Genomic DNA, 21,761 nt, shown 5'->3' with positions numbered 1-21,761 from the left:
GCTTGTGTTCGGATCGGAAGATCCAATTACACAAGTGGATCTGATGAGGTGGCTCGGCGAATTCAGACTCCACGGGGGGACGCGTTGATTTTTTCTCTTGCCGCCTCGGCACGAATGGAAAACGTACAGAGCAATCCGGACCCGACTGCGTGATTGATTACATGCACACAGTCATTGTTCCCAGTGACGAAACCATTCGTCAAGGGCGATTTTGGAGAATTCGTGGGAGGTGTGGATTCGGAGGGGTCGGACAAGCGAATCTTGCCATCCACCTGCTACGTGGTTGGCGGATCAGTTGGAGTGTGGCCTGCTGAATGGGGTAAGTCAAACCGGCGGGGTGAATGGCTGCGGAATTCTCAAGTGTTGGGCTTGCGATCTGCGTAGGGGACTCGGTTTTGAGTCGTCAAATCTGCGGATTTCAAGGCAAGCGAGCGAACTCGGTCGGCGAATTCGCGGGGTGGTCGCAGCAAAGCGGGTCGGCCCCCTCGAGCTCGACCTGGCCAATTTTGGCCAGGCGGAACCGAGGGGGCCGATGTCGGTCGAAACGGTGCAACTGGTTCCGGAGGGCGCAACCGTCATTGCGGTCAGAACCGCGCAATCTGTGGTCTTCAGGCGGGCTTGCTTGCGGGAATCGAGGGCACGTCGATGCCAGCGGCCCTGAGATCGTTCAGGAGTGTGGGGAATTCCGTGAAATGAAGGGCGGAGAGTCCGGCTGCTTTCGCGCCGTCGACGTTCTCGGCGAGGTCGTCAATAAACAAGCAAGTGGCCGGCGCCTCGCCCGCGACCGACGCGCAGGCGAGGTAGAACTCCGCCGACGGTTTGAGGTGGCCAATTTCATGCGAGAGCACCAGGTGGTCGAAATGGGCCAGGGTTTCGGCAAATTGGTTCTGGAACTGCGCGGCATGGAGGGCATTCGTGTTCGATCCCAGCACCAGGCGGTAGCCCTGTTGCTTGAGGTACTCCACGAGTCGAGCGATCGGCTCATTGAGCCAGAAGATGTCGGACCAAGCCGCTGCGAATTCCTGGTGTGAGAGATCGAGTCCGACGAGCGTGCAGAAACGCTCTGAGAACTCCTCCGCCGTGAGGGCGCCGCGCTCGTACTGCTGAAGGATCGCCACGTAGTTCCGGGTTCGTGCCCGTTCGAGAAGGTCTGCTCCCGAGAGGCCGAACGGACGCCCGAGCACGTCGCAGGCCTTCTGATAGTCGAAGTATGCAACCACGTTGCCAAAGTCAAAGATAAGAACGGGATGGGGTTTCTTGAACAAGGTCATTGTTAATGCCTTTGTGCCAGGATTCGTGACTTCCCAACCGGTGACGAGTCGCGGCTCAACGCCGTCGAGACCGCAGATCGTTCCACTCGAACCCGCTCAGTCGAAAACGAGTCGATGTCTCTGAGGAGTGACTTCCTCCCCCCTCAACTCGCGCGAGCGGGAATCGGCTTGCGTGGCTTTTTATAAACATTGCAATGTTCGTTCTTACCTCGAACTAAGGTTCAGCAGGAGCCGTGATGTTCGGATGCAAAGGATCATTGTCATGCACACCACTGTGTTTATTGAGGCTTTGCCATGCGCCGCAGTCGGAATCCCCGATACGCCCTCGAGTTTCTGGAACAGAGACTGAGCCCGTCAGGACTGCTTGGCAATCCCATACCGGCTGAAGTCGGAACTGCACAATCAGCTCAAGGTACCCTCTCGTCGGTCCCCAGCAGTAGTAATCCGAGTGCCACGAGCACGAGCGTTCCGGGCGACCCGCCGCCCATCGCCCCGGTGCCGCCCCCCGCTCCGAATGGCCCCGCGAATACGGGAGTTCCAGGCAACCCGCCGCCCATCGCCCCGAGCGTCCCCGCGAATACGGGAGACCCAGGCGACCCGCCACCCATCGATCCGGTGCCGCCCCCCGATCCAAGTGGCCCCGCGAATACGGGAGACCCAGGCGACCCACCGCCCATCGATCCGGTGCCGCCCCCCGATCCGAGTGGCCCCGCGAATACGGGAGACCCAGGCGACCCGCCACCCATCGATCCGGTGCCGCCCCCCGATCCGAGTGGCCCCGCCTAATCAGGCCGGGTCAATGACCTCGCTTATGGTCTCGCAGGCGACCCCGAAGCTGGACAACCTGGATCCGCCTCGATCGAACTCGGCCCCTGAAATCATGGGCTGGGTTCGAATGGGTCCTGGGTCTACGGTGGGGTTCGAGCTTCACCGCGGATTTCAGGGCTTCGGTGCGGGTCCGCGCCTGGGAGTCGACGAAAGCAAGAACGCGAGGATATCGCGAGTTTCCTCCTCGCCGATCGCCCCAATCAGCCCTACCGGCATGATGGAGGTCGCGCTTGGTCGAAGTTCTTCGATCTCCGAACGAGGGATCTCCGTGATTTTTGCGTCCGTATCGGTGACTCGAATCTTCTCGGCCCCCGCGGCGCGGACGATACCGGCCAGGACCCGGCCATCCTTGAGGGCGACTGTATAGGCGTTGAAGTCGGGATGAATGGATGAGCTCGGCTCGGCGATGTCACGGTAAATCGCTTCGATGCCGCGATCAGCGAGGTTGCTGAGATCAGGCCCGACACTTCCGCCCTTCGCGCTCACCGTGTGGCACCCCGAACATTTCGCCCGATCTCCATGAAAGAGGACTTCCCCTCGATCTCGATCTCCCCCCGACAACCGAAATGGGGGCGGTGTCAGGTCAGGCTGGATCGGCAGTGGGGTGGGCGGACTCCAAGGCAGGCTCAGTCGATCTCGCGACAACGCCCGTTCGCTTTCATCCGTGGGACTCCGATAGGTCGCACGCAACGAAAAGGGCCGTGCCGCGCGGTCGGCTCGGACCGTCACGAAGAGGGCATTGGCGTCTCCGGTTGACTCCACGACGAACTCGGCTTGAGTCTTGTCCCGCGTGCTCGGGTTCTCGCCGTTGAGCGAAACCTCTTCGATCGGTGCGCTACACACGAGTCTGAGTACGACCCGTCCCTTGGGCAGCACGACCAGGCTCTCGAGAGTGGTTCGCCCTGCCTGACTGAGCAACGCAAATCCACGATCATGTTCACGTGAACTGCAAGTCATTTGCTGACTTGTCTCAGGATCGAGGTCCGGCCACCACCCTTCCCAGGCCGGCTCGCCTTCACCCGCTCCGGCCGCCCATGAGACAGCCACGCCATTTAAGTCGTAGGCGATCGAACCGATCAGAGCCGGATGAACCCCCGTCGGGGTCGAACGCGCTCCCGGCGCGCGCGACGCCCTGGCGTCGAGCAGGTAAACCGCCTCTCGAGGATGAGGATCGGTCGTGAGAATCAGCGTTCTCCGCTCCGGGTCGAGCGTCGCGGCGGCGATTGTCAACGTTCCCAACGGAGGCGAAAACGAGGGCGAACCCTGTCCACGCCACACTTCAACATGGCGTTGCCGGAGATCAAAATGGATCGCTTTTCCGATGAGACTCGTTCCGAGTGACAAGTCGATCGGACGGTCAAACGAAATGCGGGCTTCCATCGGCCCCGAGGGCCAGGCGACCACAACCTTGGCAGCCTCGTTCGAGTCGGCATCCACTCGACTCGCACCCAGAAGCCCAATCAGCAGGCCACTCAGAATCCCGGGGCGGAACAATCGAATTCGTCGTAACATGCAATTAGGTTTAAACTGAGAAGGGGACGTGGAGGTCATAGGATCGGAGGCCGATCCTCCAGGGTTCCATGCTCATTGTACTGGCATGGCAAAGCCGACGGCAAGGAGATCGAACTCGTCGGTCCGACCAAATTTCAAGCGAAATCCGTCGTAATTTCTCGAAGAAAGAGTCAAGAGCCAAGCAATCCGCGTAACCCATTCAATCGGCTCAAGCGGACCCACGAGATGGGCCGATCGAAAGTCTGTCGCGAGTCTTCGGTGCGATCTCGTGGTGGGATTTCACTCGTGGCCAGGCCTCAGAACGGGTGCGCCGGAATGAAGGGAGCCTCTGCCCGCCATCAATGGCTGTGCCCCTGGCTGGCCCTGGGATTCATCGCGGTGGCGACCCTCCAAGCGGGGTCTCAGGACTTGAAACCGGCGCGGGCGACCGTGCCTTCCTCAACCTGGGGAGTGGGACGACCCCTCGCGATCAAGGTCCATGAGGGACGGGCGCAATTCCAGGTCAAGGCTCCGCAGCCGGGATCAAGGACGCTCGTCGTCGTCTCGGCGTTATCAGGTTCAGCGGGTCCCTATCCGATTCGCCTGACAGCGCGAGGGAGCGCCGATTCTCGTCCTCCGCTCTTGGCCCCCGCCGACAAGCGCGGCAAGCCGAACTTGGTGGCGCCGATCCTCCCCGCCGTCGCGGCGCCGGTCGACACCATGCCTCCCCACGAGCGGAAGTTTTACGTCCTTGCCCGCGACGGCGATGTCGCCAGCGCCAGCAATTATCTCGAGATCAAAGGTCAATTGCGGGCGGTTGGAGAACGGATCCAGGTCTATGTCGATTCGTTGGATGGAGCGAGGGTGAGCGAGCCAGTCCTCCGCGAACTGGTGGCGACATTCGACCAACAAGTCTTTCCGACCGCTGCGCGAACGATCGGTCTGGCACGCGATGCCGACGGCGATGGCCGATTCACCGTCCTGATGTCGAGTTGGTTAGCACGGCTGGCGGGGGGGCGGCATACCGTCGATGGCTTCGTACGAGGCGCCGATCTCGACCCGGGGTTTGCCGCTCCGTTCAGTAATCACTGCGACATGATGTATTTGAACGCGACGCTCCAGGCCGGCCCGTACCTACGAACCATCGTGGCACATGAATACACCCATGCGGTCACCTATAGCGCAAAGACGTTCACGGGACCGTTAGGCGAGCGACTGGGGACCGACGAGGACGGCTGGCTCGACGAGGCCCTGGCTCACCTCTGTGAAGATTTGCACGGGTTCTCCAAGTCGAACCTCGACTATCGCATCAGCGCTTTCCTCTCGAATCCGGAACGGTATCGGCTCGTGGTCGAGGACTACTACACGGCCGACCTCTTCCGAAGTCATGGAAATCGGGGGAGCACCTACTTGTTCCTCCGTTGGTGCGCAGACCGCTATGGACCGACGCTCCTCCCCGCGCTGATCCGATCGCCGCGGCACGGGACCGAGAACCTCGAAGCCGTGACCGGAGCCCGGTTCGCGGACCTCTACCGTCAGTGGTCGCTCGCGCTTTACTTCAGTGGAATGGACAAAGCTGCGCCGGCCAACGGGTTCCGAACTCTCGACGTTCGCGCCTCGGTCGACGGCTGGGAACTGGCGGGTCCCCGAACGACCCGGGTCATCCCCGATGGAGGGACCGAGAACTGGTCCGCCGCCGGCACGAGCAGCCACTTCGTGGTCGTTGACGCTTCACCACTCGGCGCGATTGATGTCGAGATTTCCGGCCCCGCGGAGGCCGATTTGCAAGTCACAGCCGTCCCTCTGCCCGCGGATCTCGCAAACCTCGAGTTGCGCGCGGGCGTTGAATCCAGGTCGGGGGGCGAGCTCTATCTAAGGGCCGAGATCCGCGAGCGCGACGGTACAACGGCCACACTCTCAGCCCTGGCGTGGGAGCCGCTCGTTCCGGCAGCCAGCCCCCACGGTCCGGCGTTTCGGCGTGGCAAGATCGAAACCAATGCGCTCGTCACCGCATTCGGCACATCGGTCCTACCAGGTCGAGGGACACTCCAGTCACGGCCGATTCGCCTGGAGGGGGTCTCCAAGAGCAGTGGACCGCTGATCGTCAAAGCCACCGGGATCGATCGCAATGGCAGGCGAGTCGCCGCCTGGGCAGAAGTCGCGCTCGGGGGCGAGTGAAGTTGTGGCGAAACCCCGCCTTGGGATTCCTCGGCCGGGGGCTGAACTTGCGAGGTTGAGTCGTAGCCGAAAGCCAGGCAGGACGCCATGTTCGGACCCGACGGGATCGTCTTGACGGGTTTTCATTCTCAAACCATACTCCGCGCCTTGGTTCACGACGCTCGGTCGTTAATCCGAGCTTGAGTGAAATTACGCAAAACAGGGAGGGGAAATGTCACGCCTTGGCGAACTGAACAAATCGATTCGACGGCTTGAGCCCCAACCCTCTCGGAGCGTGCTCGATCCTTACGTGATGCCCGGAATCCAGCCTCGTTCCAGATTCTCGGACCAACTCCATGGGTGCCGTGTCTACCCGCTCTACTATGATCCGCTGACTCGCCTTGAGAAACTGATGGTGAAGACGGGGTTCGGTGGGTTTGGCACCTGCCTTGTTTGTGGCGCGTTCACCCACTGGAAGATTCATTCGGAGAATCTCAGGGAGTCCGGTTACTGCCGCAAGTGCACGGCCATGAACCGATACCGCGCCCAGGCCTATGTGGTCTGCAAGTCGTTAAGCGACGCATTGGGAATCAGACTTCGCTCACTCGCGGATGTGGCCAAGCTGACAAATCTCAAGGTGTACAACACCGACGCCCATTCGGCGGTCCATCGAACGCTTGCACCGATGAAAAACTACATTTGCAGCGAATATTTCGGAGACGAGTACACGAGCGGGCAATGTTTCAACAATGTCCAGCATCAAGACCTGATGAATCTTTCTCTTCCTGACAAGAGTATCGACCTGGTCCTTACGGCCGATGTGTTCGAGCACCTCCCCGACCCCTATCGGGCTCATCGCGAGATTTTCCGGATTCTCAAGCCAGGGGGCCGCCATATCTTCACCGTCCCCTTCGATCAGGCCCAGTATCTCGACGAAGTGCGTGCAGTGGTCGACGACAAGGGCTCGATCCAGATGCTCAAGCCTCCGGTCTATCATCACGATCCCCTTCGGCTCGACGAAGGATGCCTCGTTTACTCGTTTTTCTCGATCGAAATGCTGAGCCGGTTGCGTCGGATTGGGTTTCGAACGAATATGTACCGCGTGAAACGCCCTTGGAATGGAATCTTCGGCAATAACAGTACGGTCTTCGAAGCAATCAAGTGGGACGCCCCTTCGGAACTCCCTTCAGAAGACTGGTTCCAAGGCTCCAACGCCCCACACCGCTGAGCAAGCACAAGAATCCAGGAAATTCCGCCCACTCCGTCGAGGTGGGCTGAATCACGGGTCCCACGATTCGCGTAGGGTCCGCTCTTTCGGACCCTTTTCATGAGCCATGACGGATGGTCCGCAATCGCGGACATTACGACTTCATTAATGAGTTCGGCGAGGTGTTACCGAGCGCTCAACCGAATCGGGCTCTCGGCCTTCGGGACGTGGGTCGATCACTGCCGCCGTATGACCGACCGTACGCGCCCGGCTTGTCCAGCGAGTTATGCGCCCATCCGGAAGCGGTTCGCTCCGTTCGCCCCTTCCCCTCGACACTATGATCCTAATAATTGTTCGGGCCACGAGCGGGAACGAAGACCGTCGGATTCGCTGTCGGAGAAGAAGTCACGATGTTTGACGACCTGCTGGAAAGACTGGGGCTCGCGTCGGTCAACAGTGGTGCTTGCGACGCAGGTTGGATCGAGCGACCGGGGGGCGAAGTCATCCGTTCGGTCAATCCGGCCACGGGTGAATCGCTGGCGGAGGTGGTCATGGCCTCGGTCGACGACTACCAGCGGATCGTGGAACGGTCGTGCGAAGCGTTCGTGAAGTGGCGGCAAGTCCCCGCGCCGAAGCGAGGTGAGGTGGTCCGTCAGCTCGGCGTGGCTCTGCGCGAGCGAAAGCGGGACCTTGGGCTGCTGGTCACCCTCGAGACGGGAAAGATTCGGTCGGAAGGCGAAGGCGAAGTTCAAGAGATGATCGATATGTGCGATTTCGCCGTGGGGCTGTCACGACAGCTTCACGGATTGACGATCGCCAGCGAGCGTCCCTTGCATCGAATGATGGAGCAGTGGCATCCACTCGGCCCGGTCGGGATCATCACCGCGTTCAACTTCCCGGTGGCGGTCTGGGCGTGGAACGCGGCCTTGGCGGCGGTCTGCGGTGATTCGATGATCTGGAAGCCGTCGCCCGAGACGCCCTTAACGGCCATCGCCGTGCAGAAGATCGTCAACGAGGTGGCGGATGCGAACGACTGCGCAGGGGTATTTAGCCTGGCCGTCGGCGGAGCGAACGACGTCGGGGAAAGCTTGATCCAGGACCCGAGGCTTCCCTTGATTTCCGCGACGGGAAGTTGTCGCATGGGGGCACGCGTTGCGGAGGTTGTCGCGCGACGGATGGGGCGATCGCTCCTCGAGTTGGGAGGCAACAACGCCATCATCGTGACTCCCAGTGCCGACCTGGAGCTCGCGCTGCGGGGCACCCTCTTCGCCGCGGTCGGAACGGCCGGACAACGTTGCACGACCGTCCGCAGGCTGATCGTCCACGAGTCCTTGATCGAGACGGTGATCGAACGACTCAAACGTTCCTTCGCCAGCCTTCGGATCGGCAATCCCTGGGATGATGGCGTCTTGATGGGTCCGCTGATCAACGAGCGGGCGGTCGAAACGATGCGGCAAGCCCTCGAGTCGGCCGTGGCGCAGGGTGGAACGGTCCTGTACGGTGGCAAGCGACTGCCACGGCCAGGATTCTTCGTGGAGCCAGCCTTGGTTCGTGCCGAGCCGGGAATGCCGATCGTCGGCGAAGAAACGTTTGCGCCGATTCTTTATGTGTTGAGCTATTCGACGCTCGACGAAGCGATCAGTATTCAGAACAGCGTGGCGCAGGGATTGACTTCGGCCATTTTCACCAATGACCTGCGCGAGTCGGAACAATTTCTCTCGGTCGAAGGATCCGACTGCGGCATCGCCAACGTCAACATCGGCACCTCAGGCGCCGAGATCGGTGGGGCATTCGGAGGCGAGAAGGCGACCGGTGGTGGCCGCGAGGCAGGGTCCGACGCCTGGAAGACCTACATGAGAAGACAGACCTGCACTGTCAACCGCGGTTCCGATCTGCCGCTCGCTCAGGGCGTCAAGTTTGACACGGAACATTCGATGACTTGAATTTATCTCAAATTCTCAAGCAGGTGGGCCAGGCGGGCAACGCGGGCGGGATCGATGGCACTCCGTCGGTCTCCGTCGCAACAGGCGGCCCCCCGGACGGCGATCCAATCCGGAGCCAAGGACGCGAGCCGTTCGATCCGCGATTCGTTCAGGCCGCCGGCCAGCGCGATCGTCAATCCCGCTTGATGCGCCCGGGCGAACCAGGGGAGCCAGGAATGGTCGACCGTGCTCCGACTTGATTTGTCCCAGGTGTCGATCAACACTCCCGTGCAATCCGCAACGGCGATCGCTGCTTCGAGCACGTCGTCAGGCCGCGGCGCCTTGGCCAGTCGCCAGTCGGAATAGACCACGGCGACCCAGGCCGGCCCCTCACGCCAACGCTTGCGCAGGTTCGCCCAATCGGTTTTCCAGTCGGCCCCGACTTCCGCCAAACCGAGCTTCCGATAGGAAATGCCTGCAAAACCGGTTGGCGCAGGGTCCGGCTGGTGGGTCCACTCCGGGAGTTCCCCGAGCGCTACGCTGAGGCAAACGCCGACCGGCAGCGCCTCACGGATGGCCTGCCAGACCGCGGTGTCGGCCCGTCCCAACGGACCTCGATCCGGTTCCTTGATGTCGATGATCGACGCTCCCCCGGCAAGCGCAGCCATCGCCTCTTCGACCGATCGTACGCTGACTAGCAGCCGCGGCACGCTTACGACTCCGAAGGCGTGGAGGCTGTTGTCGTCTCGCCCGGTGCTACGACCTGATAGCGCGTCACCCGATCGAGCCGAAACGACTTCTCGTACGTATCGATATGGCAGAATGCGACCAGGTAGGCAACGCCGCCCCGATGAGCGAATCCACGCGGCGTGACCTCGCGCGGGGCAGGTCCGCGCGAGCCTCCCGCGTATTCCATCCGAATGGGCAAACCTTGAGCGATCGCCTCGTTGAGTAAGTCCCAACCATTCGGGGCGGGCATCCCGCCTCGGGCGTCGATAATTGGATAGGAGACGAGTAAGTCGTCGGGCATGGACGCGCCATCCAAGGCAAGCCAGAGTCCCTTGACCCGCAGGCTATCGGCCAAGGCGCGGTGCGGTCCGTCGGGGTCGAGGCCGTACAACCGTGCCAGGGTGTCGAGGCGATGGTCGCGTGCCTCGGGGAACTTTCTCCTCGCCAACGCGAGTGTGTCGACAACGGCATACCCGGTCGCGTCTCGACCGATCAGGGCAAGTTCGCGACCGAGAAAACCGGCGTCGAACGCGGCGTTGTGCGCCAGGAGGGTGGTGGCCCGAGGGTCGCCCAGGTATTGGAGAAACTGGGGCAGGACGTCCCGAGCGGGCTGGGCGTCCGCCAGGTCAGCGTCGGAGATGCCGTGGATCGCCTGCGCGGCGGGCGACATCGGACGCTCGGGGTGGACGAGGCGTTCGAAACGCCCGAGCTCGCGACCGGAAGCATCGAACCGGACCGCGCCAATTTCGACCACCCGGTCGGTTTCCGCCACCAGCCCCGTGGTTTCCAGGTCGAACGCGACGTAATGACGCGTCGGGTACTCGGAGTTCATTCCTCGGGCTAACTCCCGTTGATCGCGCTGACATCCCAAGGGAAACCAGCATTATCGGGCATCGCGGGCGGCACGACCAGTTGAATCGATACGGGTTTGTCCGAAGCCGCCTGGAATCGCTCGTTCCACGGGGACGAAGAGGTCGAAGATTCGTTCATGCTGTGCCCCGTTACCGTGACCCTCCGGAGGAAGTTCAGCGTGTTGGCCGCGATGATGGCGATGCTTCCTGGCTGTCTTGTGGGGACAACCCGTACCCCTCGGGCTGCGGTCCCGCGCGATCGTGTCAATCCGGCAAGCTCTGGCGACACCCTCGCCGGCCTGATCGATGCTCATAACCGCGAGCGCGCCCAGCGGGGACTTCCGGCGCTCACGCCTGATCCTCGACTCGAAGCCGCCGCGCGCCGGCACGCCGCCGACATGGCCGCCCGGCGAAAGATGAGCCACACGGGGAGCGATCGCACTTCGCCGTTTCAACGAATGAAGGACGAAGGTTATTCGTATCGCCGCGCCGCCGAGAATATTGCCGCCGGAGCGTTCAGCCTTGAAACCTTAATGACAGGTTGGATGAACAGTCCCGGACATCGAAGGAATATTCTCGGCCCTTATACCCAGGTCGGCGCTTCCTTTGCAAACGGAGAAGGTGACACCGCGTATTGGTGCGTCACCTTCGGAGATCCAATCCGCCCCTGAGGCCGCCTCGTGGGCGGTTCATCGGAATCTCATTGCGTTGACCAGGGCGAGCAACCCCTTGAAGCGGGACAACGGCCCGAAAGGTTTGGGATCTCATGCGTGGTCATCGTTGGTTCGCAGTGTCACTGATTGTGCTGGGGACAGGCTGCCAGTCGGGGACCTCTGGCCGGCGCCTGGCGTCGGCGGAGCCAACACTCTTGCCGCCGTCCGAGGCCGGCACGAGCGTGGTTCAGACGCAGCCGGCGCGCGAGATGACTTGGGTCGACCGGCACCCCTTGTTTATCAAGCCGCGTGAATATTACGACAACTCGGGAAGCAACCGAGTCGTCAAAGCCGCCGCGGCGACCGTCATCGGGGTCCCCGCAGGCATCATCGGTGAAATCAAACAGATCGTCGTCGGCACACCCCCCGAGTTGCGTTACTAACCGCGGAGTCGGGGAGAGTCCTTTCGTTCGTAGCCGCTCCAGGATCGGCTAACGCAAGGCGGGCAAATTGCAACCTCACGAGAGATTGCAAATTGCCCGCATGCCTTGATTACCCTCGGATTCAACTCTTCGCACGATCGAAGGAGTTGGTCGCGCTCGATCCGCTGAGCGGAGCCTGAACCAGCCCCTCGTTCCTCAGTCGACTTCGACCGTCGAACGCAGACCGGACAACGAAGGGATCGATTCGACCGAGCGTTGCAAACCGCGGCGCTGCCAGAAACGAGTGGCTCGTCCTCGGACGGTCACCTCGCGGCCGACAACACGAACTTCCACGTCTCGTAGTCGATCTCCAAAGGTCTGACGGATCTGGTGCTCGATCCTCCGCTTTAACGCGGCGTCCGACGCGGGGTCCGTTCTGGGTTCGACCTTGATCGAATCACTGGCGCCGGCTCGTGAAGCACCGGCAGGAGGCGCGAACGGAGTCGGAAACATCCGCCCAAACAAGCCGGGAGCACGCCTTGGGGCGGGCGTCGAGGTCGGCGCAACCGGTTTCGACGCCGCGCGGCGCGGCAATGGGGTCGTGGATCGCGACGGAAGATCCGCCGCTTCCCCTTCGGGAACCGATTCGAGCACCAACGAACGACCGCGGTCGTCGGGGGTGGGACGCGCAACCGGACTCGCACTGCGACGGATCTCCGGCATCTCCGAAGGACCGACCAAGGGGGGGAAGTCACTCGCGGTCGCCGGGCCCGCCGATGCCGGCGTGGGCGTACTCGATCGCCGTGGAGCGGTCGGTTTGTTCAATCCCGGAATTGCAAGTACGGAACGACCGGCAGATCCGGAGGCGGGCATCGACTCGACCACGGGCGACAACTCGCTGCTCGCGGTCGCGGTCGCTTGCGACGGCGCGGGGGACGGCGGGAGCAACGGGAGAGCATCGTCCTGAGCGATGGCCCCTCCGGTGATCCCGAGCCCGAGACTCAAGGAAAGAATCGTGTCGATTCTCCGCATCAACCCATCCCCGACGTGGCCAATTCACGCGATTTTCCACCGGTCCGCTTCTTAAGTGGTCGGCAGAAATCTTCAAAGAAATCCAATCGATTTTGAGCGAGAGGCGAGGCCCCACGATGGCGAAACGACACCGGTCCCCCGGGAGAAGGCGTCGACCACCCGGATTCTCGTGGAATCGTTCGGTGTTCCGCTCGCACGAGTCCCCGAGTTGATTCGCCAAGGCCACGCCCGAGCCAACGGCAACGATTGTCGGGAGCGATCTTTAAGGCTCGTCGTCGAGCTTCACCTGGCAGACTGGCGAGAGAAAAAAAAGGGGCCGATCGGCGCAAGCAAAAACCACTGGCAGCGATCCATCCGAGGGCTCTCGATCACCGCGTCGAGAGGGAGAGCCGAATGTTGAGCCCGTCGCCTAATTTCCGCGCCCAGCCCGGTCGCTGACCGCGCGAGGAGAAACACAACACCGAGGCATGAGCCACGGCTCTGCCTGCGCATCAAGTCAGGTCGCGGCCAAGTTTGCGAGCGTGGATCCAACCCAACGGGCTCGTCAACCGAGGACGAGTTCGAGACTACGAAGCCTGATTGGCAGCCTTGATCGCGAGCAACAGATTCGTGGTTTTCCGTCGGCTCACGGGTGTGACTTGGCCCTCTCGAATGATCCGTTTCAGGAGGTGCTGGGCCTCATCCAGGAGTAGGCCCGTCTCGATACGTTCCTGTCGCTCTCGAAACCAAGCCTCCAGCAACTGATCGATTTCCTCGGCTGAGTGATTTGCTGAGAGACAGGTTGTGGCAGACGCTCCATCATCAGCGGTCGCCCGAAGCAGTTCGTTGAAATGACCGATCATCGTCGAGGCTCCTTCGCCCAGAACCATGCCGAGGCACGACGATCAATGTACGACTCGGCATGATTCGACCTCCAGCGTTTCCGATCCGGCCTGGTCAAAGACGATCCATCGTGTCATTGGCGATCGGGGGGCCGTTCGTCGAGCCGCCCCACGCTTATCGATGTTCCCCCTTCTGTCGGTTGATGTTTCGATAAATTTCACACGACTTTGAAACGCAAGGAAAAAAACAGTCAGAATCGTTGATCCAAATCCCCGCGTCACAATCGATCCCCAGACTCGTCAGTACGGAGTGTCAAGTTCGTGTCACGAGAAGTCAACAAAAAAATCAGATCTGTGTGATTCTTGGTCGGTCGCACTTCAGCTGCGTTCCGTGATCACCCCATGGCCAGCTCCACGCTCCGCGCATGGCCATCCTTAGGCTCCGCAACGCGGGGGCGATCCCACCAGTCCGGTCGTCTCAGGCGAATGAGCGCATGCATCTTCCCTCCATGACGCGATGGTTGAGGCGAGAAGTTGAGCAACCGCGCAGCCGCTGACTACGATAGCGAGTGAATTTGAGACGCTACAGGAGCCTGCAAAGGATTCGGCCCGAGGTGCCGTTCCCAGCGCCTGGCCTACGATCATGCGTTTCGATGGGCGATCTTTTTGGGCTTCTCCGTTCCGCAGTTTGGCCCAGCCGATAACCATCAGGATTAATGATGGTAGCGCCCCATGTGGTATGTCAAGATTGTGTCTCGAAAATCTTTTGGCGGATTTGCGTGACGCTTGCGGCAGGGGGCGCGGTTACGATCAGCCGCGGTTTTACAGGTCACCCCAACCTCAACCATCCCGGTCATGGTCGCTCGACTCGATCGTCGCTCGGGTCCGGTTGAGCGTGGGGTCGAGTTGGTGTCGCCCCGCCAGGCCGGAGGCAAGATCGACACGGCCGGGGACGGTCGCGAGTGGCAATGGGGAATGGCCCTTGTGTCGCAACCAGGAGCGGGGGTTCATGAACCGCAGGAACGAATCGAGCTCGTCAGGTGCGAGGAAGACGAGATAGCAGGCGGTCATGACCTCGCCGAAGATCGGCACATTAACGGTGAAGAGAACTCCGGCGTGAAGTCCGAGGCCCACGATCGCCGCCCAAGCCCGCGTCGGTCGAAACCAGAGCAAAGCCGCGAGAGCGAATTCCGAAGCAAGTGCAACGTAGGTCAAGAGATTGATCACGATCGGATATTCAACCAGCCACATCAGTTGCGAGCGACCCACTTCGGTATTGTTCAAAACGAAGTGGAGGGCCGTTCCACCGAGCCAGGTGCCCCCGTTGCATTTGAGAACGGCCGTGTTGAAATAGATCAGCGACAGCTGCAACTGGATCAGGCGTTGCGCCCACGGCACGATCAACGGATCGGCGAGCGTCCCTCGTTTGCGGGCCGTACGCCGGGCATCGAGCGAGAATGCGGCGCCACAAGGGCTCAGCATCGCGTAGAACATCATGATCAGGATCAGCGTATCGGGACCGCAGTTTGTCACGATATTTCGATGGTGAATCGAGAGCATCGCGAGGTAGAGCACAACCCCCATGATCCTCGTGTGCCAGCCGACGGTGAACAGGACCGCCACCACGGCGGACGCCCCGAAAAAGAGGCGGATGCTCACCGGGTCGTCAACCCACTGGAGCGGGGAGTAGCGGAGCGGGCCGGCAATTTCCCGGGCCTCCGTTCCTTGCAACAAACCGGTGTCCGTCAGCCAGTAGTCGAGATCGAAGGACACGATGGCGAGGTTGGCCAAGACCAGGAGCCCGAAGAGGATCCGAAAGGCGCCCAAGGGGCGCGCCGAGATCGGCGCGAACCAGAATCGGTTCCATGGGCGGAAGGGATTCATGGCCGCACCTCTTTCTCGCTCGCGAAGTGATAGGTCGCGAACGGTGATCGTTGCAACGGAGTCATCAGGTCGACCGGATTCCCGGGCGGTGGGGTGGGGCGAACCTGATAGACCAGTTCCACTTCCAAAGGATAAGCGTCGGTAGGTGGATGGAGCTGACGCACCACGTGGCGCGCGGCGAATTCGCGTTGCTTCTCGAAGGAACCGACGCTCAGGTTGGCCGCATACTTCGGGTGCCGAAACCGAGGAATCGCCTGGAAGGCCGTGTAATCTGCCAGCTTGGGGAAGGGGAAGACGGTTCGAAGACCCTTCGCGTCGACGACCTCGGCCTCGAGTGTGAGCGTGTTCTGAGCCGGGTCGGGCGAGAACATCGTCCAGTATTGCCAGAAGCCGAGTGGCAGGATGTAGTAGGAAACGAGGGTGTTCGTCCGTTCCCGGAGCGGGCAGGGGGGGATCACCCAGAGAATCGTCGCGCTGAGATGGACGATCAGGAACACTGAGATCAGTAGACGACGAACGGTCAATCGCCAGTCCATGGCCCCTCCTCTTTTGTGACGGCCCGAGTGGAGGGCCGGACTTTAGAGGAACTTGCTGAAACCGTCAATTCGTCTTCCAGACGGGCGTTAAAGCGTGCTCTTGGCCCTCCTGACGAGAAGCTTGAGGAAGGCGGGAATCGGCCCCCGCCCCCATTGTGGCCCGAACCATCTGTTGAATCCTAAAGTCGCGACCGACTGATCTCGCTCACGGTTTTTCGGTGGCGGGGGGGACTTCTTCCGCGAGGAGTGTCTTGACGAGCTCTTCCAGTCCGATCCGGGAAATGCTGTCATCCATGGCGAAGAGCCCAACCAGCTTGGCTCGCACCTTGCCTGCGCGATCGATGAAGAGCGTGGTCGGGAACCCTTCGATGCCTCCGACCGCTTCCTGGGTTTTCTCATCGCCGATCAGACAGGGGTAGGGGATCTTGGTTTCCTTGACGAATGCCGCAATCGTCTCGTTCACCTTCTCAGGTGGCACTTGTTCGTAGTTGATCCCGATGACCTGGGCGCCCGCGGCCTGGTGCGTCTTCTGAAGCTCGATGAGGTGGGGAATCTCCTTCCGGCAGGGTGGGCACCAGGTTCCCCAAAGGTCGACGATCAGCACCTTACCGCGAAAGTCGGCAGAGGAGACCGTCTTGCCCTCGAGGTTGGGAAGGCTGAAGTCCAAACTGAAGGGTTTGGTTTCCGCGAATAATGCCTTGACCCTCTTTTTCGCTTGGAGTCGCGCGGACTCCTCAACCTTCTTGACCAGTTCTTGGAATTCGGGCCGGTTCCGGAGCGACGAGAACGCCTCATCATTCCGCAGGACCTCGACACTCGAGAAGCCGGTTCCGATGGTTTCCTTGAGTGACGCGAGGGCTTTGTCCGGCTTCCCCTCGGACGCCAGGACTCGGGCCTCGTTGTAGAGCGCGACGCGGAACAGGTTGAGCTCCGTCTCGTTCAGTTCCTTGAATTGGGTGCGAAGTTGGCGGATCACGGTCGCTGACCTCAGAAAGGTCGGCGCGCTCTTGGCGGGATCCAGGCCGCTCGCGCGGTCTTGTTCCACGGCCGCGAGCATGTAGAGAGCCTCGCGGTTGCCGGGCTCGCTCTTGATGACCTCTTCCAGCAAGGCCGAGGCACCGCCGAGATTGCCCATGTCCGCGGCCCGCCTCGCCTCCTCGAAAATCTGCTCGGGCTTTGCCGGTGAATTCCGCGCCGGCTCACTACCGAGCGGCTTGGACGCGGAACCGGGAGCCCCGGTCGTGATCTCGATATTAGGCGGGGAGTCACAGCCCGCCACGAGCAGAAGCAGGGCGGCGGGCACGATTCGTCCAAGAACTGTCATCAATCGCTCCGAATTCATTCGAGGAGTCGAATCCCCCCGCACCAGGCATCTTGTGACTTCATCTACTTCATCCGGTGTGGCCAGGGATTTCAAGCCTTGCCGAGAAACTAGGCCCGGCCGACACCGGCGATTTCTCGACCTCGACCACGGTCCGACCATTCCGACCCGACGCGACTTGTGGCTCAAGCGGGAGGCCTCGATCAGCGACCTGGTCGTGGCCTGGCTTGTCGGTTTCTTTGGAAATTCTTATAGTGAGCCATAGGCAAACGACCTGACGGTCCGCAGGGGAATCGGTGGACAAGGGTCTGCTCGGCCTGACCTGTGAGTCGGCTCCGTCTGGCCTACTTAAGAGATGCAACGGATGTCCGGGCAGGAGCCGAGATCGCCGATGGATTCGGGCGTCAATTTGACGAATGTGGTGGTCCTCGGTTCGACGGGCTCCGTGGGGCGAAGTGCCCTGAGCGTGATCGAGCACGATGGAGGATCGCGCCTGGGGGTTCACGGCCTCGGCGCTCATACAAGCTGGGAGGCGCTGGTCGACCAGGCGCGCGCCTATCGCCCCCGCTATATCACGCTCACGGATCCTCAGGCCGCCGCTTGCGTCAACGGCCAATTGCGCGGGACCGGCGTGGAAGTCCTCTCCGGACCGGACGGTCTGATCAAGATGGTCCAGGACGCCCAGACCGATCGCGTCCTCAGCGCCATCGTGGGTGCCGCCGGCTTGCAGAGTACCTGGGCAGCGCTGGAAGCGGGAAAGATCGTCGCGCTCGCCAATAAAGAGACCCTGGTTGTGGCCGGCCCGTTGGTCATGGATCTCGCTCGGCAACGAGGCGGATCGATCCTGCCCGTCGACAGTGAACATTCGGCGATTTTCCAGGCACTTCGCGCGGGCCAGGATCGCGAAGTGCGCCGCGTCATTTTGACCTCCTCCGGCGGACCGTTCCGGGGCCGATCGCGCCGGGAACTGGCCGACGTGACCGCCGAAGAAGCGATGCGCCATCCCACCTGGCGAATGGGCCCGAAAATTTCGGTCGATTCCGCCACATTAATGAACAAGGCGCTCGAAGTCATCGAAGCAAGGTGGTTGTTCGACCTCAAGCCCGAACAGATCGAAGTCGTCGTGCATCCCGAATCAATCGTCCATTCAATGGTTGAGTTCGTGGATGGAAGTGTGATTGCGCAGCTTTCACCGCCCGACATGCGGTTGCCAATCCAGTATGCCTTGACCTATCCCGATCGGGTGGCGGGAGGCTGTCCGTTACTCGATCTGACCAAGGCGTTCTCGTTGACCTTCGAGCCTCCGGACCGCGAGACTTTCCCCTGTCTGGAGTTGGGATTCGAGGTCATGCGCCGGGGTGGGACCGCGGGGGCGGCATTGAACGCCGCGAACGAGGCGGCGGTCGCTCGATTCCTTGCGGGCGAAATCGGTTTCCTCGACCTTGCCCGCGCGTGCCGCGCAGCGCTTGATAACCACACATTCAACCCCAGGCCCACACTCGACGAACTCTGGGTGGTCGACGCCTGGGCTCGGCAGGAGGTAAGACGTTGGAGATCTTGATACCGGTTTGGAATATTTTGAAGGTTGCGCTCGGCTTGGGGTTCGTCATTTTTCTCCACGAACTCGGTCACTTCCTCCTGGCCAAATGGAATGGGGTCAAGGTCGAGAAGTTCTCCATTGGGTTTGGTCCGACGCTCGTCGGCTTCCGCCGGGGAGAAACCGAGTATGTCTTGGCGGCGATCCCCCTGGGTGGGTTCGTCAAGATGCTCGGTGAATCACCCGACGAAGAGTCGAACAAATCGACCGATCCCCGCGCCTACCCGAACAAGTCGGTGGGAGCGAGGATGGCGATCATCTCCGCCGGCGTGATCATGAACGTCCTGCTCGGTCTGGCCTGCTTCGTCTATGCCTACGGACAAGGTATGGATGAGGTGCCCGCGATGATCGGCGTGGTCAAGCCAGACTCACCCGCCTACGAGGCTGGGCTCCGGCCGGGCGACGAGATCGTCGCCATTGATGGCCGACGCGACGTCAGCTTCGGCTCCATGATGCTCAAAGTTTCTCTGAGCGGTGCGGGCCAGAAGGTGAATTTCGAGATCGCCCGGCCCGGTCAGAAGGATACGATCCCGATCACGATCGAGCCCAAGCGGCACGAATCGGAGGACGTCCCCCGGATCGGTGTGGCTCAAGAGACCAGCCTGACGCTCGCCAAACCTCCCGTCGGGAAACCGACGGGGATCGCTCCGCCACCGAAGCCGGCCGATTTCGGCCTCATGTCGGGGGATACGCTCGTCGCAGTCGGGCTTGAGGGGACCGAACCGGAGCAGGTCAGCAACGCCGAGGCGCTGAAGGCAACGCTGGCGACCCACCGAAGCGTCCCGCTAATCCATGTCTTCGATCGTCAATTGAAGGCGACCGCGGAGAAGAAAGCCAAGCGGGACGAGATCAAGGTTGTCACGCCGCCGAACCACGTGCTGGACTTTGGGTTCCGTCTAACAAGCGAACCGATTTCGAGCATTCAGGCCAACTCGCTTGCGTCGAACGCCGGTTTCCAGGTGGGCGATCTGATCGTCAAAGTCGACGGCAACGCCGACTTCGACCCGATGCGATTGCCGGAACTCTGCTTCGATCATGCCAATCAACCGATGACCTTCGTCGTCGAGCGATCGGGGACCGACGGCTCGAAAAAGGAAGTGAGCATCGAGGTTACCCCAGACCGATCGCCCTATGGACTCGAGTATTTCCCGTCGGCGCCACTGGACATCCCCGGGCTTGGGCTTGCCTACCCGATCCGTCCCAAGATCTCCGCAATCGACGAGGGGTCTCCGGCCGACAAGGCAGGGCTGCATGTCGGCGATGTCCTTGGAAAGATCGCGCTCAACCCGGTTGATCAGTCGAAGGATGCCAAGCTGGAACCGATCACGTTCCGCGAGAAGAGCCTCGAATGGCCGTTCGCGATGAGCTTGCTCCAAAACGTGCCGGTCCGCGACGTGGAACTCACCATCAATGGTTCCTCGAAGCCGGTTCGGCTCCAGCCCCGGCTTCATCCCGACTGGTACAACCCCTGGCGCGGGCTTCAATTCAGAACGACGATCCGTACGCTTCCGCCCCAAGGCATCCAGGCGTCACTTCACCGAGGGTTCGACGACACGGTTGACAATATCCTGCGGATCTACGCCATGCTCCGCAGCCTCGCTCAGAAACGGGTTAGTCCCAAACTTCTGGGAGGGCCGATCATGATCGCGAGCGTGGCCTACAACCAGGCGGATACGGGCCTGACCGAGTTGGTTCACTTCCTCGGGATCCTGAGCATCAATCTCGCCGTCCTGAACTTCTTGCCGATTCCCCCGCTGGACGGTGGCCAGATGGTCTTTCTGATCGGCGAGAAGGTCCGGGGCCGTCCCCTCCCTGACTCGGCGATGATCGTCGGGAGCTGGATCGGGATCTTCATGCTGCTCTGCCTGATGGTCTACGTGATGTATCAGGATATTGTCAGGTTCGTCTTCAGTTGAGCTCCGTCGGTCGGCCCCTTGAGGATTCGGGAATGAGCGGTGTCTGGGGACTCGTCGCCTGCCAACCGGGGAGTCCGCCCTGCTTACGCACCGGACTGACGGTCGATCAGGCCTTGGAACGACTCGAGGCGGGTGAATCACCGCAACGATTGCTCGAGTCGTTTCACCTGACAACGGCCGACTTGATCGCCTTACTTGGGCACGCCGCGCTCGGAGACGACCAGGCGGAGGAGGGGATTGGTCTGGTTCAGTCCCCCCCTTCGCGTCCCTGGCTCGAACCGGTCCTCTCCGACTCGACCTGGCGGACGCTTCTCCCGTCCGCGCCGAAACCGGCCCGACTGGCTTTGGTCGCGGGCCTGTTTCAGGTCCACGACTTCTGGGAGGCCAGTCACGAAGCGGCGCAACAGGCTGACGACCTAGGTGAACGTGCCGTCTCCGCCTACTGGCACGGGATCGCCCATCGCCGCGAACCGGACTCGGGCAACGCGTCCTACTGGTTCCGTCGGGTCGGTCAACACCCGATCTTCGTGCCTCTCGCCGACTCGGTCCGGCCACTGCTGACCGCGCTACCCGATCGCTCCGCCGGAGCTCCCTTGCTGGACGGCAATCGATGGAACCCGTTCGGCTTTATCGCGTTTTGCCATGATGGAACGCCTCCCCCCGCCCTCGCCCCCCTCTCGAGAAGACTCCAACGTCGTGAGATGATTGCCCTGCTCAACGAGTCGGCCTCCGCTCTCCTCTCCCTCTGACGATCACGCGATCCTTCGTCGTCCCGATCCACCGCCCGCGTTGGTTCGCGGAGTCGAATTTTTATGCACGCCTGTCGATTTTTTGGGCCGGCTGCAAGGCGTCGCAGCCGTCCCAGGGAGTGACGAGCCAACCCACCTCCCCGCCGCTAATGCCAAGCCAAGGCTCGCGCCCAGCGAGCGCCCTCGCACCTCGTAGATCACTGCACAATACGCCCAGTCTCGCAGATCGATCCAATCCTCAATATTGATTGAATCGTTACTCGCCCCAGCCGGCCGACCTTGGTTTCGCCGAATCCGTGACCGTTTCTCGAGATCCGACCGGATTTTCAACAACAACCGGAAAAGTCGTACTACTTATACTCGTAAGTGGCGAG

At 61.5% G+C, this 21,761-nt stretch carries 17 protein-coding genes; 9 read left to right on the top strand and 8 right to left on the bottom strand.

Translation table 11 applies throughout. From position 1 onward, the window contains the following. Positions 1-608: 608 nt before the first annotated feature. Both BUS42_RS33875 and BUS42_RS33870 read right to left on the bottom strand, forming a co-directional pair. Entirely contained in the window at positions 609-1,271 is a 663-nt protein-coding gene (locus BUS42_RS33875) for an HAD family hydrolase (protein ID WP_074314504.1), read from the bottom strand. Positions 1,272-2,210: 939 nt separating this feature from the next. Further along, entirely contained in the window at positions 2,211-3,338 is a 1,128-nt protein-coding gene (locus tag BUS42_RS33870) for a c-type cytochrome (RefSeq protein ID WP_254053972.1), read from the bottom strand. 588 nt (positions 3,339-3,926) lie between these two features. Between BUS42_RS33870 and BUS42_RS33865 the strand changes: the two genes are divergently transcribed. The 3 genes from BUS42_RS33865 to BUS42_RS33855 all read left to right on the top strand — a co-directional run bounded on the left by BUS42_RS33865 (position 3,927) and on the right by BUS42_RS33855 (position 8,897). Further along, positions 3,927-5,768, top strand: coding sequence for a gluzincin family metallopeptidase (locus tag BUS42_RS33865; RefSeq protein WP_254053971.1), 1,842 nt, complete (start codon positions 3,927-3,929; stop codon positions 5,766-5,768). A 211-nt stretch (positions 5,769-5,979) separates the two neighbouring features. Further along, a complete protein-coding gene (locus tag BUS42_RS33860) occupies positions 5,980-6,975 on the top strand; it encodes a class I SAM-dependent methyltransferase (RefSeq protein ID WP_074314502.1) in 996 nt (331 codons plus the stop codon). 389 nt (positions 6,976-7,364) lie between these two features. Next, positions 7,365-8,897, top strand: a complete 1,533-nt coding sequence (locus tag BUS42_RS33855) for an L-piperidine-6-carboxylate dehydrogenase (protein WP_074315666.1) — start codon at positions 7,365-7,367, stop codon at positions 8,895-8,897. Positions 8,898-8,899: 2 nt separating this feature from the next. Here the strand turns inward: BUS42_RS33855 and BUS42_RS33850 are convergent, their stop codons facing one another. Both BUS42_RS33850 and BUS42_RS33845 read right to left on the bottom strand, forming a co-directional pair. Continuing rightward, positions 8,900-9,586, bottom strand: a complete 687-nt coding sequence (locus tag BUS42_RS33850) for a (5-formylfuran-3-yl)methyl phosphate synthase (RefSeq protein ID WP_074314500.1) — start codon at positions 9,584-9,586, stop codon at positions 8,900-8,902. A 2-nt stretch (positions 9,587-9,588) separates the two neighbouring features. After that, positions 9,589-10,437, bottom strand: coding sequence for an exonuclease domain-containing protein (locus BUS42_RS33845; RefSeq protein WP_074314498.1), 849 nt, complete (start codon positions 10,435-10,437; stop codon positions 9,589-9,591). A gap of 210 nt (positions 10,438-10,647) precedes the next feature. On the opposite strand from BUS42_RS33845, the gene BUS42_RS33840 reads away from it, so the two are divergent. The 3 genes from BUS42_RS33840 to BUS42_RS43240 all read left to right on the top strand — a co-directional run bounded on the left by BUS42_RS33840 (position 10,648) and on the right by BUS42_RS43240 (position 12,498). Then, on the top strand, positions 10,648-11,127 hold the full coding sequence (locus BUS42_RS33840) for a CAP domain-containing protein (protein ID WP_254054030.1): 480 nt from the start codon (positions 10,648-10,650) through the stop codon (positions 11,125-11,127). A gap of 95 nt (positions 11,128-11,222) precedes the next feature. Next, on the top strand, positions 11,223-11,552 hold the full coding sequence (locus tag BUS42_RS33835; RefSeq protein WP_143206604.1) for a hypothetical protein: 330 nt from the start codon (positions 11,223-11,225) through the stop codon (positions 11,550-11,552). A gap of 427 nt (positions 11,553-11,979) precedes the next feature. Continuing rightward, complete coding sequence (locus BUS42_RS43240; protein ID WP_143206603.1) at positions 11,980-12,498, top strand: hypothetical protein; 519 nt, start codon at positions 11,980-11,982, stop codon at positions 12,496-12,498. A gap of 631 nt (positions 12,499-13,129) precedes the next feature. Here BUS42_RS43240 and BUS42_RS33825 read toward each other — a convergent pair. The 4 genes from BUS42_RS33825 to BUS42_RS33810 all read right to left on the bottom strand — a co-directional run bounded on the left by BUS42_RS33825 (position 13,130) and on the right by BUS42_RS33810 (position 17,128). Continuing rightward, the gene (locus tag BUS42_RS33825) at positions 13,130-13,405 is read right to left on the bottom strand and encodes a hypothetical protein (RefSeq protein WP_074315664.1); all 276 of its coding nucleotides are present in this window, start codon (positions 13,403-13,405) and stop codon (positions 13,130-13,132) included. 819 nt (positions 13,406-14,224) lie between these two features. Continuing rightward, a complete protein-coding gene (locus BUS42_RS33820) occupies positions 14,225-15,268 on the bottom strand; it encodes an HTTM domain-containing protein (protein ID WP_074314490.1) in 1,044 nt (347 codons plus the stop codon). After that, on the bottom strand, positions 15,265-15,804 hold the full coding sequence (locus BUS42_RS33815) for a hypothetical protein (protein WP_074314488.1): 540 nt from the start codon (positions 15,802-15,804) through the stop codon (positions 15,265-15,267). Before BUS42_RS33815 ends, BUS42_RS33820 begins: the two co-directional genes overlap by 4 nt. A gap of 205 nt (positions 15,805-16,009) precedes the next feature. Then, a complete protein-coding gene (locus BUS42_RS33810) occupies positions 16,010-17,128 on the bottom strand; it encodes a TlpA disulfide reductase family protein (RefSeq protein ID WP_074315662.1) in 1,119 nt (372 codons plus the stop codon). Between the two features lie 388 nt (positions 17,129-17,516). On the opposite strand from BUS42_RS33810, the gene BUS42_RS33805 reads away from it, so the two are divergent. Genes BUS42_RS33805 through BUS42_RS33795 form a run of 3 tightly spaced genes read left to right on the top strand, consistent with a single transcriptional unit; the run spans position 17,517 to position 21,387 of the window. Further along, complete coding sequence (locus BUS42_RS33805; RefSeq protein WP_074314486.1) at positions 17,517-18,686, top strand: 1-deoxy-D-xylulose-5-phosphate reductoisomerase; 1,170 nt, start codon at positions 17,517-17,519, stop codon at positions 18,684-18,686. Beyond that, positions 18,674-20,638: a site-2 protease family protein gene (locus BUS42_RS33800; RefSeq protein WP_074314484.1), complete on the top strand. Its 1,965-nt coding sequence runs from the start codon at positions 18,674-18,676 to the stop codon at positions 20,636-20,638. The genes BUS42_RS33805 and BUS42_RS33800 overlap by 13 nt, the downstream gene beginning before the upstream one ends. A gap of 32 nt (positions 20,639-20,670) precedes the next feature. After that, positions 20,671-21,387, top strand: coding sequence for a DUF433 domain-containing protein (locus BUS42_RS33795; protein WP_074314482.1), 717 nt, complete (start codon positions 20,671-20,673; stop codon positions 21,385-21,387). Positions 21,388-21,761: the final 374 nt, after the last annotated feature.

Source organism: Singulisphaera sp. GP187, from assembly GCF_900129635.1.
Lineage (GTDB): Bacteria > Planctomycetota > Planctomycetia > Isosphaerales > Isosphaeraceae > Singulisphaera.
Note: the sequence above shows the minus strand (reverse complement) of the source record. Positions and strands in the feature narration are given on the sequence as shown.

What these genes read in the sequence shown, in the direction of transcription:
- BUS42_RS33815 (WP_074314488.1), bottom strand. Translation starts at nt 15,804, where the DNA reads ATGGACTGGCGATTGACCGTTCGTCGTCTACTGATCTCAGTGTTCCTG.
- BUS42_RS33810 (WP_074315662.1), bottom strand. Translation starts at nt 17,128, where the DNA reads ATGACAGTTCTTGGACGAATCGTGCCCGCCGCCCTGCTTCTGCTCGTG.
- BUS42_RS33845 (WP_074314498.1), bottom strand. Translation starts at nt 10,437, where the DNA reads ATGAACTCCGAGTACCCGACGCGTCATTACGTCGCGTTCGACCTGGAA.
- BUS42_RS33825 (WP_074315664.1), bottom strand. Translation starts at nt 13,405, where the DNA reads ATGATCGGTCATTTCAACGAACTGCTTCGGGCGACCGCTGATGATGGA.
- BUS42_RS33805 (WP_074314486.1), top strand. Translation starts at nt 17,517, where the DNA reads ATGGATTCGGGCGTCAATTTGACGAATGTGGTGGTCCTCGGTTCGACG.
- BUS42_RS33820 (WP_074314490.1), bottom strand. Translation starts at nt 15,268, where the DNA reads ATGAATCCCTTCCGCCCATGGAACCGATTCTGGTTCGCGCCGATCTCG.
- BUS42_RS33795 (WP_074314482.1), top strand. Translation starts at nt 20,671, where the DNA reads ATGAGCGGTGTCTGGGGACTCGTCGCCTGCCAACCGGGGAGTCCGCCC.
- BUS42_RS33855 (WP_074315666.1), top strand. Translation starts at nt 7,365, where the DNA reads ATGTTTGACGACCTGCTGGAAAGACTGGGGCTCGCGTCGGTCAACAGT.
- BUS42_RS33865 (WP_254053971.1), top strand. Translation starts at nt 3,927, where the DNA reads ATGAAGGGAGCCTCTGCCCGCCATCAATGGCTGTGCCCCTGGCTGGCC.
- BUS42_RS33860 (WP_074314502.1), top strand. Translation starts at nt 5,980, where the DNA reads ATGTCACGCCTTGGCGAACTGAACAAATCGATTCGACGGCTTGAGCCC.
- BUS42_RS33835 (WP_143206604.1), top strand. Translation starts at nt 11,223, where the DNA reads ATGCGTGGTCATCGTTGGTTCGCAGTGTCACTGATTGTGCTGGGGACA.
- BUS42_RS33840 (WP_254054030.1), top strand. Translation starts at nt 10,648, where the DNA reads ATGATGGCGATGCTTCCTGGCTGTCTTGTGGGGACAACCCGTACCCCT.
- BUS42_RS33875 (WP_074314504.1), bottom strand. Translation starts at nt 1,271, where the DNA reads ATGACCTTGTTCAAGAAACCCCATCCCGTTCTTATCTTTGACTTTGGC.